This is a genomic window from Campylobacter fetus subsp. fetus (assembly GCF_900475935.1).
Taxonomy (GTDB): domain Bacteria; phylum Campylobacterota; class Campylobacteria; order Campylobacterales; family Campylobacteraceae; genus Campylobacter; species Campylobacter fetus.
In genome coordinates this window covers 298,372-313,997 of the sequence record NZ_LS483431.1, presented here as the reverse complement: position 1 = coordinate 313,997, position 15,626 = coordinate 298,372, and the positions used below count along the sequence as shown (strand labels likewise).

Genomic DNA, 15,626 nt, shown 5'->3' with positions numbered 1-15,626 from the left:
TTATATTTAAATTTAGTTTAAATATAATTGTGATTTATTATAAAGTATAATATTTTAAAAACGTATAAAATAATCTATAAATTGTAGCGGTATATCCACGACTTAACTATATTTCAACAATTACAAAAATTTAAAAAAATATATAATTTTTAGTAATTTGTTAATAAATTCCAGATAAAATTCAGCTACATCACGCATTTAAATCACTTTACATATATTTTAATTTAATTTGCCAATAATACCATAAAGGTCAAAGATGAATATAATTAAAAATTTCTTACAAAAGGAATCAGCAAGCGGTATACTCATAATATTAGCTATGATATTGGCTCTTATCTTAGCTAATAACGGTGTTTTAAACAAATTTTACAGCGAGATATTAAGACTTGACTCCGGTATAATTTTTGGCGAATTTAAGCTAATAAAGCCTACGATTTTATGGGTAAATGACGGACTTATGGCAATATTTTTCTTTTTTATAGGACTTGAGCTTAAATACGAGTTTTTAGAAGGCGAACTAAACTCGATTAGTAAAGTAGCTCTTCCTAGCATAGCGGGAATCGGCGGCGTGATAGTTCCGGCGGTCATCTTTTACGTACTAAATCACGCAAATAGTTTTGATGTAAATGGTTGGGCTATACCTACGGTTAGCGATACTGCGTTTGCTTTAGCAGTGTTGTTTTTGCTTGGAAGTAGAATTCCTATTAGCTTGAAGCTGTTTTTACTAAGCCTTGCCATCATAGATGACGTAGCTGCTATAATCATCATAGCTATATTTTATACTAAAACATTGAGCATAATATCTCTTTTTATATCGTTTTGCGCTATAGTTATTCTAACTATTTTAAATTATAAAAATAATCAAAACGTATATATCTATTTATTATGCGGTATCGTACTGTGGGTATCTGTGCTTATGAGCGGAATTCATGCTACTCTAGCTGGCATTATAGCAAGTATGTTCATACCTTTACGAGATGAAGATGGAGATCCTGAGCATGGAATGCTGCAGTCCGTAATGCACTTTTTGCATCCGATTGTAGCGTTTTTGATACTTCCTATATTTGCTTTTTCAAATGCCGGAGTCGTGTTTAGCGAAGACTCTATTTTAAACTTAACGCATCCCGTGCCGCTTGGAATAATATTTGGACTATTCATCGGTAAGCAAATAGGAGTATTTAGCTTTGCGTTTTTAGCTATAAAATGCAAATTAGCAGAGCTTCCTAATGGCTGTGGATGGCTACATTTATATGGATTGTCCATACTAACCGGAGTTGGTATGAGTATGAGCCTTTTTATAGATGGTTTAGCGTACGCCGAGAGTGATGCGTTTTTATACGCAAATAAAATCGCTATACTATTAGCTAGTACTATGTGTGCAGTAACCGGATATTTTGTACTTAGAAAAGCTAGTAAGTCTCAAAACTAGTTTTAAATTTAGAACTAGTTTTAAAAATTTGAAACAGCAATTTAGCTATTTTAACTTGCTTTCAAATTTAGCCCTATTGCCGAGATAAACGAAGCTTAGCACCTCGGCAACGGCTTGAAATAAATTTCCCGGTATCTGATCGTCAATATCGCATAATTTATAAAGTTCTCTAGCAAGAGGCGGATTTTCTACTATTTGAATACCGTTTTCTGTAGCTATCTTTCTAATGCGAAGCGCTAGATGATCTACGCCTTTTGCTAAAACAACCGGAGCTTTTTCTTTCTCTTTATCATAACGAAGAGCCACGGCGTAATGAGTAGGGTTTGTTATGACGACATCTGCGGTAGGGATATTTTGCATCATTCTTTTTCTTGCTGCTTGCATCTGAAGTTGTCTTATGCGACCTTTTACTTTTGGATCTCCTTCCATCTGTTTAAACTCATCTTTTACCTCTTGTTTGCTCATTCTAAGACCTTTGAAGTACTGATAACGTACGATAAAAACATCTGCTATAGCAATTATCAAAAATAGCAACAACATAACTCCAGCTAATATAAGCATTTTCTCTTTAAGCCATAAAAGTTGATTAAACATTGAGAAAAATATAGTATGAGGAAGCTCTTTTACAAACTGCAAGAAAAAGTAAAATGCAACGCCAAAAACGGCGCTTACTTTTAATATGATTTTAACAGCATCAATAAGTTTTTTCAGTGAGAACAGATTTGCGATACCTTTTATCGGATCGATTTTACTGAAATTCGGCATAATAGGCTCAACGGTAAATAAAAACCCAAACTGCATTATATTTGATATTATACCTGCTATCATAATGCAAATAGCTATAGGCAAAATTATCAAAAACGTCTGAAGCATTGAGTGGATAGTTATCTTAAAAAATAGTTCACGAGTAATTTCTACGCCGATAAGACCTTGGTAGTAAAGATAAAGATTTACTAATCTCTCTCCCATAAATCCCATAAGTCCTACAAGAACCGCAAATCCTACTAGTAACGTCACAAAACCGCTCACGTCTTGAGATTTTGCGACGTTGCCTTTATTTCTAGCGTCTTCTAACTTTTTCCCGGTGGGTTCTTCGGTTTTTTCTTGATCGTCTGCCACGATATTTTACTTATCCGTATTTTACGATATCTTTTATATCTCGTCTCTGTTTTTTACTAGCAGGATTTTTCCTATAACCAAAAGGAAGTACGAGAGCTACTCTTTTTTGTTTTATGTTTATACTTAAAACACTTTCTAGTTTATCTCTTTCAAATCCTTCCATAGGGCAACTGTCTATTCCTAAAAAAGCGGCCTGCATCATCATATTTTGCGCCGCCAAATAGCACTGTGCCCTAGCCCAACTAAAAAGCTCTTTATCGCTAGTGCCTTCGTTATATTCAATCATATTTGCATATCTTTGCAAATATGCTTTTTGCTCATCTTCGCTTTTATCTTTTCTACTGCAAATTATAGATTTAACATAGTTTGAGCTAGCTCTTAGATCATCTATCTTAGCATAGATCACGATGACTTTTGAGGCAGTCGTGATCTGAGCTTGATTCCAGCATGCTTCTCTCATTTTTTTTAAGAGTTCCTTATCTTCTATCACTTCAAATTCCCACGGCTGCATACCCATAGAAGATGGGGATAAACGACCCGCTTCTAAAATATCATTAAAATCCGCACTGTCTATTTTTCTATTTTCATCAAAAACCTTACATGCATGACGAAAATTTAAAGCCTCTTTAAAATTCATTTATTACTCCTAGATTAAATTTATTTTATATTCACTCTTGCTTTTTACGGTTCCAACTATACAAGAGTTCTCATATCCTGCATTTTTTAAATTTGAAAGTGCTTTATAAGCATCATCTTCATTTATGCTGATGATAAGTCCTCCGCTAGTTTGGGCATCACTTAGCAAAATATCTGGTTTGATATTGCAAATTTTAGCAGTAAAAACACTATTTTTATAGCTTCCCTCAGGAATAAAGCCTAAATTTGCAAACTTCTTGGCGCTAGCTAGCAAAGGAATACCGTTTTTATATAGGTCAAAGCTGATATCGTCTCTTAACATTTCGCTTAAATGACCCAAAAATCCAAATCCGGTAACATCGGTAACAGCATTAACTTTTAAACCAGATAAAGCATCAACGGCATAAAAGTTTAGCTGAGACATTAAATTTGAAATCTCGCGTATCTCATCTAAACTAAGCATATCCGCTTTTAAAGCAGTTGTTAAAACACCACTTCCAAGAGGTTTTGTTAGTATCAATATATCATTGATTTTTGCTGAGTTATTTGACCAAAACTTGCTACTATCTACGCTTCCTGTTACGCTTAGTCCGTAAATAGTTTCTTTAGATTCTATACTATGTCCGCCGACTAAAACCGCGCCGCACTCTTTTATCTTGTTTTTTCCTCCAGCCATTATCTCATGCAAAATTTCATTTTCAAAATGGCAACTATCAAAACCGACTATATTCATAGCCGTTATAGCTTTAGCACCCATAGCGAATATATCGCTTAAAGAGTTTGCGGCTGCTATCATTCCATATAAAAACGGATCATCGACTACCGGAGTTATAAAATCCAAAGTCTGCACGATAGCTCTACCGTCTTCTAGCAGAAATACCCCGGCATCTTCGTTGCTATTTATAGATGATAGAAGCTTACTATGGGGCTCTAAGATACTGCCGATGCTTTGTGTTAAACCCAACGGGTCTAGTTTGGCAGCTCATCCTGCGGATTTTATAAATTTAGTAAGGTTCTTATTATTATAGATAAACTGTTTCATTTTCCAACATTAAACTCATTATTTCAAAAGCATTACTGATCTGACCCACTCCAAGTCTATCAACAAGACCAAAAGCTTCTAAACAACTGCCGCAACTAAGCACGTTTATTCCAAGCGATGAAAGATCTTTTAATACAGCAAAGCTAGGATGAGATCTATTTGTAGTCATAAGAACAGCTTCATTAACACAGATAATATGAGTCACTCTTTTGTTCGCTTGAACAGCAGATATCGCACTTAAAAATTTAGTTAAAAGTCCTTTTCCTATAGGATCGCTGCCAACTTTATCGTATTTTAAAAATAACACCTTATGCTTTTTAAAATCCGTTTCACAACTATAATTTTGAATATCTATTTCCGTAAGATCGCAACTCTTAACAGCAGTAACGGTATATTCACTTCCATTTTGAGAGATATTAAACTCTAAACCGTTTGCGCTTAAAAACTTCTGTACGTTTGTCAATGAAGCAGGACTATTTACGACTATTTCGAGCTTATCTCCGATACTAAGCTCATTTAAAGCGTCTTTAGTTTTAATAATCGGCTTTGGGCACTCAAGTCCGCGACAATCAATCTGCATAATTTCTCCTTGCTTTGTAGTATTCAAACCTTGAATTTATAAATTATACCTAATTTATTGAATTATTGTTTTAACAAACAAATTTAATTTCTACGACTATACTCATCATAACCAAAATCTCGAATAATTTTTACATCTCCATTTTTATTCATCATAACCAAATTTGGAAGTTTAACACCGTTAAAAGTCGTATTTTTAACTATAGTATAGTGAATTTGATCTTCAAAAATAACCTTGTCACCTACTTTTATCTCATTGTCAAATTTAAAAATCGGCTCACCTGCGGCTGCTCCTACGATATCTCCCGCAAGACAAGTCGCACCGCCAAAACGGTAGGCAAACTTACCATTTTTATTTTCACCGCGAATACTAGGACGATAAGGCATAAGAATAGTATCTGGCATATGGCACTCAGCTGACGCATCTATAATACATGTTTTTTCACCGTTTGTTACTATATCTAGTACGCTAGAAATAAGAAATCCGCATCGCCAACCTACGGCTTCTCCTGGCTCTATAAAAATCTGAGTGCCATATTTTTCTTTAAAACTCTTAATGAGATTTATAAGTAAATTTATATCATAACCGCTTTTTGTGATGTGGTGACCGCCGCCGAAATTTATCCATTTCATCTTTGGAATAATGGTTCTAAACTGCTCTTCAAATGCTTTTAAAACAAACTCTAAACTTTTAGCGCTCTCTTCGCAAAGTGCGTGAAAATGCAAACCCTCAACACCATCTAAATTTGAAAAATCAAAATTATCTTTAGTGATGCCAAGCCTCGAAAACTCTCCGCAAGGATTGTACATATCAGTTGGGCTAGCCGATGTGTTTGGATTGACTCTAAGACCTATACTTTTTCCGCTTTTTATAGATTTTGATCTAAATTTATTCCACTGTGCAAAACTGTTAAACACCACGTGATGAGATATGCTTAAAACTTCATCTATATCATCATCGCTAAAAGCCGGAGAGTAGGTATGGATCTCTTTAAATCCATGGTATTTAGCATACTTTGCTTCGTGCAAACCACTACAAGTAGCTCCGTTTAAATACTTTGAAACCAACTCCATAGCACCGCTAAATGCAAAACCTTTTAAAGCGCAAAGTACCTTTGCGCCGCTTTCATCGCTAATATTTTTTAGAATTTTCAAATTATTTTCAAGAGCAGCTTCTTCGCAAACATAAGCCGGGGTTTTTATATCGTTTAATTTCATTTTCTCATCTTTATATTTATGTAAAAACAATTATATCAAGAATTGGATAAAATATAAATTTGAAAATTTAAAATCAAGCTTTAAGTGTAAATTTTGAAGAAATTTGAGTTATATCACCGCAAGATATAAGCTCTAAAACAGCATTTTTACAATGTGCTAAAACATCTTTTAATCTATCTTTTTCATCATCGATAAATTCGCCTAAAACATAACTGATAACACTATTATTTCCACGTCCTATTCCGATACGAACACGATCATAGTCGTTCCCTATAAGATTATCTATGGATTTGATACCATTGTGCCCTCCGCTGCTTCCGCCGCGTTTAAATCTCACAGTTCCAAAAGGAAGATCAAGATCATCGTGTATAACGATTATATTATCTGGCTTATAAAAGTCATTAACGGCTTTTAAAGAATTACCGCTTAAATTCATAAAGGTAGATGGTTTAAGAAGAAGAAGCGAACCCTTTTTAAAAAGTTCGCCTTGAAATTTGCCGGAGCTTACGCTGTTAAATCCGCCGTCTTTAAGCATAGTGTCTATCAACATAAAACCGACATTATGGCGAGTATTTTCATACTCTTTGCCTATATTGCCAAGTCCGGCTACAAGAGTCATTATTTAGCTTTAATTACGCCTAGTACAGCAACGCGATCGGCATCTAAGATACGAACGCCCGGAACTGTTTTTATATCACGTACAAGTATAGTATCATCTACGTCAAGTCCGCTTACATCAACATCGAAACTATTTATCAAATCTTTACCTTTGCATTTTACGGCCAAACGTTTTTTAGATTGAAGTAAAACGCCTTTGTTTTTAAAACCGATAGGTGTTCCAAAAGGTTTAACAGGAATCATATATTTTGATACTTCATCATCAAGCACGACTTTTAAATCAACGTGCTTTAATGCGCTTGTTACTGGGTGTTTTTGATAATCAACAACTACGACATCATAGGTTTTTCCGCCTACGCTAACTTGGAATTTCAGATCGCTCTTGACTTTTACAGCTTTTATAAAATCATTTACTTTAAATGCAGCGTTAATATTTTCAACACCTTTTGCGTAAATGTTAGCGATTAGATAACCATCTTTCCTAAGAGCTTTTGTACTTCTCTTGTCAATACTCTCTCTAACGATACCTTCTAACATTATGTTTCCTTATGAAATAAAATAGTTGGCGATTATACCTAGAAACTGTTAAATTTAAGCTTAGCCGATATCTTTCAACGCTATCAAATCGTCGATTGTTCTACTATCTTTGTTTTGCGTTGCTTTAAAACTAGATTCAAGTTCAGCAGCTTTTATACGAATTTCTAGATCATTTCTTCTACTTGAAATTTCTAAAGCTTCTTCTTTTGTGATTATACCGTCTATAAAAAGTTTCAACAAATGCGTATCAAACGTCTGCATACCGCTATTTGCAGAACTTTCTGCTATGGCGTCATATATCATATCAGATGCTCTGTTTTCCAAAATTAAATTTTTTATTCTAGGAGTTGCAAGCATTATCTCAAGAGCAGCCACCCTACCGCTTCCATCGGCTCTTTTACAAAGCCTTTGACTAATAATACCTTTTAATACAGAAGCTAAACTTAATTTTATACGATTTTGTTCATTTCCGGGAAACATACTAATTATTCTACCGATGGTATCTTTAGCATCTACAGTATGCAAAGTAGATAAAACAAGGTGTCCGGTTTCAGCTGCGTGCATAGCTATTTCTATAGTTTCAAGATCTCTCATCTCTCCGACCAATATAATATCTGGATCCTCTCTCAAAGCACCTCTAAGAGCATCTGCAAAATTTGTAGTATCTTGACCGATACTTCTTTGGTTGATAATACAATTTTCATCTTTATACACGAACTCTATAGGATCTTCTATAGTTATGATATGTGATTTTCTATTTTTATTTATGTAATTTATCATACTAGCAAGAGTTGTAGTTTTACCGCTTCCAGTAGGTCCTGTTACTAGAATTATACCTCTATAAATCTCTTTACACATATGCTCAACCGCATTTGGAAGCCCTAACTCATAAAATGTAGGAAGTTTTGTAGGAATAGTACGAAACACAAAACTTACGCCATCCATCTGAAAAAATGTATTTACACGGAATCTATAATCATCATTAAATTTATAGGTAAAATCCACGCTTTTTTTCTCAACCAGCTCATTAAATCTACCTCTTAAAAGCTCTTTTGCAAGGGTAATCGCCTCTTTTGAGCTTAAAACGCGTCTATTGGATATAGGAACTATCTCACCTTTTACGCGTTTTCTTATGATACCTTCAGCCTTTACGTGTAGGTCACTTCCTGAAGAGTTTATAAGCTCTAATAAATATGTATTTAACTCGTCTCTTAGCTTAAAGTCAAGCTGATCGATATTTACGTCATAAGTCATCATTTTACTTTATTTTAAGCTTGTTAAAATATCGTCAAACGCCTCACAAAATGCTTTTAAACCATCTTCTAAAAGTATTTTACAACTTTTTTCATAGTTTATATCAGCCTTCTTAGTCCTATCAAAGTACTCGTCTATAATGCTGCATTCAAGCGGAGATTTTGGCTCACTCATATCTTTGATAAACTCTTTTATAGTGTTAAGAGGAGCGGTATTTATACTATTTTTATATAAAAGCTCTTTTATATAGTAGTCCGCCGGCAACTCATCACCTTTTACTCCGGTACTGGCAAATAAAGCTCTTATATTTTTATTATCTTGTTGTTCTATTATTTTATAAGCTTTTGTAGCATTGTAAATTCCAAACTTAGAAGTCTCTAGTCCGGCGTTTTTAAGACTCTTATCAAGCAGCCTATCAAAACGACTCACAAAGATACTAATAACGCCTTTTGGAAGCGGAGTTCCTGGAAACCTTTTAGCATAAGCTCTGCTTCCTTCACTAAAAGCTTCTAAGCACTCTTTTACTTGAGAGATCGAAAATACAAGAGTAGCATTTACGTTAATTCCCTTTTTCATAAGATCACTCATAGCTTCATATCCGCTATCAGTGGCAGGGACTTTTATCATTACGTTTGGCATTTTGATAATATTAAATAGTCTTTTTCCCTCTTTATAAGTGCCTTCGCTATCATCATATAAATTTGGATCGACTTCTAAGCTAACAAAACCGTCATCATCATTTGCATAATTTTTTAGAAGTTTATTTGCAGCCATTTTTATATCTGTCGTAGCTAAAATTTCGTATAACTCTTTTGGTCTTTTTCTTTTGTATTCATCTTTTAAAAGTGCGTAAGCACAAGATGAACAAATAGCAGATTTAAATATAGACGGATTGCTCGTAGCGCCGTTTATAACCGAATTTTCTATTAAATTTAAAAACTCGCCATTTATAAAATCTCTCTCCAAAAAATCACACCAAAGTGAAAATTTGATATCCCTATACATAATATAACCACCTTATAAAATTTGTTTTAATTCTCTTAAATCTTTTGTATCTACTATATGAGTTGCGGCTTTTTTCAAGATCTCATTTGCACAAAACGCTATGCCCATACCTGCTTCTTTAAACATAGAAACATCATTTGCGCCATCTCCAACGCAAACTATCTCATCATCTTTTAAATTTAAAAAACTTTTTAGACGTGCAAGCATCTTTCCTTTTGAGTCTCCAAACATCATTTCTCCGCCGACAGATCCTGTTAAAATACTATTTTTATGATGAAGTTCGTTTGCAAAATTTATATCAAATTTAAGCTTAGCTTGAGCAGCATCAGTTGCTATATGAAATCCGCCGCTAAATACTATAGTTTTGATATCTTTTGCTTTTAAATATGAGATAATTTCGCCAGCACCGTCTATAAACGGTAAATTTGAAGTTATTTTTATAGCATCTTGAAGTTTTAATCCTTCTATAAATTTTACTCTTTTTACTAGACTTTCATAAAAATCAAGCTCTCCGGCCATAGCTCTTTTTGTAATATCGCTAACCTCTTTATCTTTTCCAACAGCACTTGAAAGGATGGTGATAGTCTCACCATCCATTAAAGTAGAGTCAAAGTCAAAAACACAAAGTTTTATCATATCAACCCTTAAAAATCACGTTTTAAAAGTGCTTCAACTTTTAGTATCGTAAGTATGTTGTTATCTCTTTTGCCGATTCCTTGAATCATGCCTTTATCTTTTGCTAAAGTCTCAGGTGGCTGATCGATCCTATCTTTGTTAATCCTAATAGCCTCAGTAAGCCTGTCGATAACAAATCCTGCTATATTATCATCATCTTTCATAACGATATAGCGAGTATTTGCCGTCATTTTAGATGGATTTAGATTGAATTTAATCCTTAAATCTATAAGAGGTATAACATTTCCTCTTAGATTAAAAACACCTAAAACATAATCCGGAACACTAGGAACTCTAGTATATTCTATCGGTTTTATAATCTCTTTGATATATAAAATCGGAATAGCAAATTCCTCTTCACCAACTATAAATCCAACCAGCTGCTCTATTTCATCTCTGTCTTTTGCAGTAGGCTCAGATATTTGTTGCTTCTGTTTTTGTAAAACTTGACCTAATTTATCGTTCATTTTACTTCCTTACATGAGCTTAATGTTTTTTCTAACAACATTTTCAAGGTACTCTGGAGAGTAAGGTTTTGTTATATACTCAGTCATACCAACCTCAACACCTCTTAAACGGTCGCTTTTACTAGTTCTACTCGTAACTGCGATAAGAGGTAAATTCCTATATTTTGAATACTTTCTAATCTCACCAGCTAGAGTATATCCATCCATTCGCGGCATCTCTATATCTATCAGTACAGCGTCTATAACATGATCGCCTGATTTTATTATATTTAGAGCCTCAACACCGTTTGTTGCTTCTATAACCGTTACGCCTATAGGTTCAAGTGATTTTTGCATAATTGTTCTATCCATTTTCGAGTCATCAACAATTAAAACCTTATAATCGCTTGGTTTATCTTTTGAAACGGCTTTGATGCTAGATTCTATACTGGCTCTGATATCTATCTTAAGCTCTTTTGCCATATCCATAATCATTCCCACATCAACTATCAGAGTAACTTTTCCGTCTCCTCTGATCGTTCCGCCGGCAATTCCTCGTATATTTTGCAAATAGTTACCAAGAGATTTAATAACGATCTCTTCTTGTCCTATTAGATTATCTACTATGATACCGAGCTTGCTTTCAGCCACGTTTATAACTACCACATACGTCTGATCACCACTTTCAAATACCTGTTTGACACCAAACAGATCACTAAGTCTAACGAGACTTAAAACTTCATCTCTTAGTCTAAGAACGTTTTTACCTTCTATGGTGTAGATATTATCCACTGGAACTCTAACGGTCTCTTTAACGCTAGCCAAAGGTATAGCGTAATACTCTTCTTGTGATCCTACAAGTAAAGACTGGATAATAGCAAGAGTTAAAGGTATTTTGAGCTTCATAATAGTACCTTTACCTACCTCGCTATCTATATCAATTATACCGTTTAGTTTTTCGATATTTGTTTTTACAACATCCATTCCGACACCGCGACCACTTACGTTTGTAACTTGTTTTGCAAGTGAAAATCCAGGTTTAAATATTAAAGCAAATGCCTCTTTATCACTCATTGCGTCCGCTTCTCTATCTGTGATGATACCGCGCTCGACAGCTTTCATTTTTACTGATAAAGGATCGATTCCCTTACCATCATCTACTATCTCAACTACAATGTGATTGCCCTCGTTATAAGCTTTTAACTGGATAACGCCTTTTTCTGGCTTTCCTGCTTGAGCTCTATCTTTTGGATCTTCGATTCCGTGGTCGCAAGAGTTTCTGATAATATGAACTAAAGGATCTCCTATCTCTTCAACAATAGATTTATCAAGCTCAGTTTCTTCACCACTAATTTCTAAATCTATTTGCTTACCTAGCTCACGGCTAAGATCTCTTACCATTCTTGGAAATTTATTAAATACTTTTGCTATAGGGAGCATTCTTGTTTTCATAACAGCTAATTGAATATCAGTCGTAACAAGACTTAAAGCCGAAACTACCTGATTTAGCTCTTCTAGGAATTTCTCTCCCTCGTATCTCTCTTCTACGTCATCATAAATTTTAAGAAGTCTGTTTTTGCCTAAAACCAACTCGCCTATGAGGTTCATAAGATTGTCAAGTCTTTTTACTTCAACGCGAATAGTCTGCTCTATAGCTGAACCGCTTGATTGAGCCGGAGCGTTTTTTGTCTCAGAAGCAGCCGGTTTGCTTGGAGCAGGTTCAGGTTTTGGATCTTCATGATGCTCATTTTTTCTCTGCTCTTTTCTGGCTTGATCTTCTGCTTTTCTAACTTTTAGAAGCCTTTCTATCTCAGCTTCCACTTCAGCTTCACTTAAACTATTTACATCAACATCATTAGCCGATTCATCTACTTGCTCTTCTTCTTTAGGCTCGTTAGTATTGGCTTCTTCTTTAGACTCTTGTTTTGGAGCATCATTTGTTTCTTGTTGGCTAGATTGCGGTGCTTCGCCTTCACTTATAGCAGTAAGTCTAATACAAATATCATCTATGCTTATTCCTGCGCTAGTATCGCTACCGTTATCTCTTATACTTCTTAAAAGAGCTTTCATCATATCAACAGATTCTAAAACAACATCCATTATATCAGGAGTTATTTTCAAATCACCGTGGCGAGCTTTATTTAAAACATCTTCCATATGATGAGTAAGTTTTGTTAAAATATCAAAATTTAAAAATGATGAACTTCCTTTAACCGTATGAGCTACACGGAAAATTCTGTTTAAAAGCTCTAAATCCTCAGGGTTTGCTTCAAGCTCTACAAGATCGTGATCAATCTGTTCAATAAGCTCAAAAGCTTCGACTAAAAAGTCTTCAAGTATTTCTTGCATATCATCCATAAATCACCTCTTAACTAATATATTTTTTATGAGCATCAATAACTTTAATGACCTCTTTGTAAAGCTGTGTAGCATTAAATTTGGTCAAATACCCATCAGCTCCAGCCTCTTTTCCATGAATCTCGCTAAACTCATTGCTAAGCGAAGAGTTAAAGATAATAGGAATATTTGCAAATCTTTTATCTTCTTTTAAGCTGGCTGCAAAGTGAAAACCGTCCATCTGAGGCATCTCTATATCGCTTATGATGACTTTTAAATTCTGATCTAAATCATCTTTATAAAGCGAATAAAGATCATTCATTTTCTCGATTCCTTCAGATCCGTCTTTTGCTTCAACTACTCTAAGACCCATCTTAGCAAGAGCGTCTCCAACTAGACGTCTAGCAGTTAAGCTATCATCTAACACAAGAGCGATACCGCTTAATTGTCTCATTTCATCGATTTCCATCTCAATTTTTGGCTGATAAATTCCGAGCTCTTCAACTATGCTTTCTAAATCCAAAATCAAAAGAACTTCGTCATTTTCGATTCTAGTTACGCCTGTTATTTTTGACTTATCAAGCGTTCCGCTTCCTGCACCACCTGCAAAATTTGCCGGTTCTATATCTTTCCAGCTTATACGACGAATTCTTTTTGCTTCATGAACAATAAAACCTATAAAAATATCACTAAACTCTGCTATTATAACGCGCGGCTTTAATATGTTATCTCTTGGTTCTGCTATATTCATCCATTTGGCTAGATTTATAACAGGGATAACTACTCCACGTAGATCAAAAATCCCCTCGATATAATCTGGCACACCTGGAAGTTCGGTAAGATTTGGCATTTTGATAATCTCTTTAACCTTAGCAACATTCACTCCATAAATACCTTCATAGACCTTATCTTTGCCTTGCTTAAATATACGAAAATCAACAAGTTCCATCTCATTCGAACCCGTTTTAAGAATATTATCATCAAACATTTGGGCTCCTTACGATTTGAAATTTTATTTCATGGTCGTATTCTACTATAAAATACCTTTGTTCATACGCAAAACAAGGTAAATTAATATAAATTTTATCTTCAATCTTTAAATTTACACCTTGGTGATAGTGACCTTCGATGATTTTTGAGGTTTGATAATTATGAATTTTAGCGCCTATCACAAAAGTAAAATCAATAATTTTATAATTTAGATTCTTATTTTCTTGTGCTTTTAAAATTGATTTTGAGATTTTAAATTTAAAAAATCCATCTATTTTATCCATCAACCATAAAAAAATCTTATTTCTAAGAGATCTTAAAACAAAAGTTTCAAACGGTTTTAAAAATATATCGCCGTGAGCAAGACTTATTTTTTCACCGTTTGCATTAAAAATTTGCGGCTGAGAGTAGATGTCAAATACTTTTAAATTTGGAAATATATTTTTTAGATTAAAATCGTGATTGCCTTCAAAATAATATATATCAATATCTTTACCAAGCTCATTTAAAAGCTCTATTTGCTCAGAATAAAATAGTTGTGAATACGTAGTATTAGCAAGAAAATCAAACATATCTCCCATTATAAAAAGCTGCGGCGGAGCCAGAATAGCTCCACTTTTCAAAGCCTTTAGGAAATTTAAAAAGCTTTTTTTATTTGCATTATCGTGAGCGTCCGCGATAAATAGTGCGCCGTCTAAAATTTCTTTCATATAGAATTGCCGACAAAAGGAAGTCCTAAACTCTCATCAAACCCAAACATCAAATTTGCATTTGCCAAAGCTTGACTAGAAGCGCCGCGAAGAAGATTGTCGATACTTGAGTTTATCCAGAGTTTACCGTTTTTATTTATCGCAAAAATATCGCAAAAATGCGTTCCGCTTACAAATTTCGTATTAACTGGTTCGGTACGAATGCGGATAAACTTCTCATTTTTATAAAAATCTCTTAAAATTTGTAGTGGATCAATATCTTTAAACTCATCTTTAAGAAGCAAAAAACTACTCACTAACATTCCGCGAGTAAGAGGCACTAAATGCGGCACGAACATTATTTCGATATCATCTTTTAACCCGTTTTTGAGGTTTTTGTTTAGATGCTCTTTTATCTCATCACTGTGCCTATGAGTAAGAGGACTATAAGCATTTACATTTTCATTTACGCTTACAAAATGGCTAGTGGATTTTAGACCTTTTCCAGCACCGCTAAGACCACTTTTTGCGTCTATCATTACACCAAATTTAGGCTCTAGCATATCTACAAACGGTAGTAAAGCTAAAAGCGAACAAGTCGGATAGCATCCCGGATTTGCTATCAAATTTGCGGTTTTTATCAAGTCCCTATTTATCTCTACTAGTCCATAAACGGCTTCTTTTAACCCGCTTTTATCCAAATGCGGACAGTAATTTTTTTCATAATTTTCTAAGCTCACGCGGTAATCAGCAGAAAGATCAACTATCTTTACGTCTGAGCCTTTTAGCTCTTTTACTATCTTCATACCTTCAGTATGCGGAAGTGCTAAAAATACAAGTTTACAACGCTTTTTTACTTCATTTGTATCTGCGACTTCGACTTTTAAATTTAGCACGTTTTTAAGACTTGGAAACAGATCTTCAAGCTCATTTTGGCTAGTTGCTCCTGCATAAACTAGCTCAAAATTTGGATGATTTATCAAAAGCTTTACTAATTCAAGTCCGGTATATCCACTGATTCCTATTATGCCGACGCTTATTTTCATCTTCAA

General features: G+C 34.4%; 16 protein-coding genes. 1 reads left to right on the top strand and 15 read right to left on the bottom strand.

Annotation, left to right across the window (positions count from 1 at the left end; translation table 11 throughout):
• The first annotated feature begins 256 nt into the window (after positions 1–256).
• A complete protein-coding gene (nhaA, locus tag DQN38_RS01730; protein WP_065843702.1) occupies positions 257–1,429 on the top strand; it encodes a Na+/H+ antiporter NhaA in 1,173 nt (390 codons plus the stop codon).
• A gap of 45 nt (positions 1,430–1,474) precedes the next feature.
• Here nhaA and flhB read toward each other — a convergent pair whose 3' ends face one another.
• The 15 genes from flhB to argC all read right to left on the bottom strand — a co-directional run bounded on the left by flhB (position 1,475) and on the right by argC (position 15,620).
• Complete coding sequence (gene flhB / locus DQN38_RS01725; protein ID WP_024305324.1) at positions 1,475–2,551, bottom strand: flagellar biosynthesis protein FlhB; 1,077 nt, start codon at positions 2,549–2,551, stop codon at positions 1,475–1,477.
• A gap of 7 nt (positions 2,552–2,558) precedes the next feature.
• The gene (locus DQN38_RS01720) at positions 2,559–3,185 is read right to left on the bottom strand and encodes an NAD(P)H-dependent oxidoreductase (protein ID WP_002848466.1); all 627 of its coding nucleotides are present in this window, start codon (positions 3,183–3,185) and stop codon (positions 2,559–2,561) included.
• Positions 3,186–3,194: 9 nt separating this feature from the next.
• A complete protein-coding gene (gene selD / locus DQN38_RS01715; RefSeq protein WP_375153237.1) occupies positions 3,195–4,214 on the bottom strand; it encodes a selenide, water dikinase SelD in 1,020 nt (339 codons plus the stop codon).
• Positions 4,207–4,806 carry a sulfurtransferase-like selenium metabolism protein YedF gene (gene yedF, locus DQN38_RS01710; protein WP_065843700.1) on the bottom strand — a complete coding sequence of 200 codons (600 nt, stop codon included), beginning with the start codon at positions 4,804–4,806 and terminating at the stop codon, positions 4,207–4,209. The genes selD and yedF overlap by 8 nt, the downstream gene beginning before the upstream one ends.
• A gap of 83 nt (positions 4,807–4,889) precedes the next feature.
• Positions 4,890–6,023 carry a carboxynorspermidine decarboxylase gene (gene nspC / locus DQN38_RS01705; protein ID WP_002848463.1) on the bottom strand — a complete coding sequence of 378 codons (1,134 nt, stop codon included), beginning with the start codon at positions 6,021–6,023 and terminating at the stop codon, positions 4,890–4,892.
• 73 nt (positions 6,024–6,096) lie between these two features.
• A complete protein-coding gene (pth, locus tag DQN38_RS01700) occupies positions 6,097–6,642 on the bottom strand; it encodes an aminoacyl-tRNA hydrolase (RefSeq protein WP_002848461.1) in 546 nt (181 codons plus the stop codon).
• Positions 6,642–7,178 carry a 50S ribosomal protein L25/general stress protein Ctc gene (locus tag DQN38_RS01695; protein ID WP_002848460.1) on the bottom strand — a complete coding sequence of 179 codons (537 nt, stop codon included), beginning with the start codon at positions 7,176–7,178 and terminating at the stop codon, positions 6,642–6,644. Before DQN38_RS01695 ends, pth begins: the two co-directional genes overlap by 1 nt.
• Positions 7,179–7,238: 60 nt before the next feature.
• Positions 7,239–8,432: a type IV pilus twitching motility protein PilT gene (locus DQN38_RS01690; RefSeq protein ID WP_065843699.1), complete on the bottom strand. Its 1,194-nt coding sequence runs from the start codon at positions 8,430–8,432 to the stop codon at positions 7,239–7,241.
• A gap of 9 nt (positions 8,433–8,441) precedes the next feature.
• Entirely contained in the window at positions 8,442–9,437 is a 996-nt protein-coding gene (locus tag DQN38_RS01685; RefSeq protein WP_065843698.1) for a transaldolase, read from the bottom strand.
• Positions 9,438–9,449: 12 nt separating this feature from the next.
• Positions 9,450–10,073, bottom strand: coding sequence for a phosphoserine phosphatase SerB (gene serB, locus DQN38_RS01680; RefSeq protein WP_011731778.1), 624 nt, complete (start codon positions 10,071–10,073; stop codon positions 9,450–9,452).
• A gap of 8 nt (positions 10,074–10,081) precedes the next feature.
• On the bottom strand, positions 10,082–10,579 hold the full coding sequence (locus tag DQN38_RS01675; protein ID WP_002848456.1) for a chemotaxis protein CheW: 498 nt from the start codon (positions 10,577–10,579) through the stop codon (positions 10,082–10,084).
• Between the two features lie 9 nt (positions 10,580–10,588).
• Positions 10,589–12,916, bottom strand: a complete 2,328-nt coding sequence (locus tag DQN38_RS01670; RefSeq protein WP_065843697.1) for a hybrid sensor histidine kinase/response regulator — start codon at positions 12,914–12,916, stop codon at positions 10,589–10,591.
• A gap of 10 nt (positions 12,917–12,926) precedes the next feature.
• Positions 12,927–13,883, bottom strand: coding sequence for a chemotaxis protein (locus DQN38_RS01665; RefSeq protein ID WP_002848452.1), 957 nt, complete (start codon positions 13,881–13,883; stop codon positions 12,927–12,929).
• On the bottom strand, positions 13,876–14,595 hold the full coding sequence (locus DQN38_RS01660; protein WP_065843696.1) for a UDP-2,3-diacylglucosamine diphosphatase: 720 nt from the start codon (positions 14,593–14,595) through the stop codon (positions 13,876–13,878). Before DQN38_RS01660 ends, DQN38_RS01665 begins: the two co-directional genes overlap by 8 nt.
• A complete protein-coding gene (argC, locus tag DQN38_RS01655; protein ID WP_065843695.1) occupies positions 14,592–15,620 on the bottom strand; it encodes an N-acetyl-gamma-glutamyl-phosphate reductase in 1,029 nt (342 codons plus the stop codon). Before argC ends, DQN38_RS01660 begins: the two co-directional genes overlap by 4 nt.
• Positions 15,621–15,626: the final 6 nt, after the last annotated feature.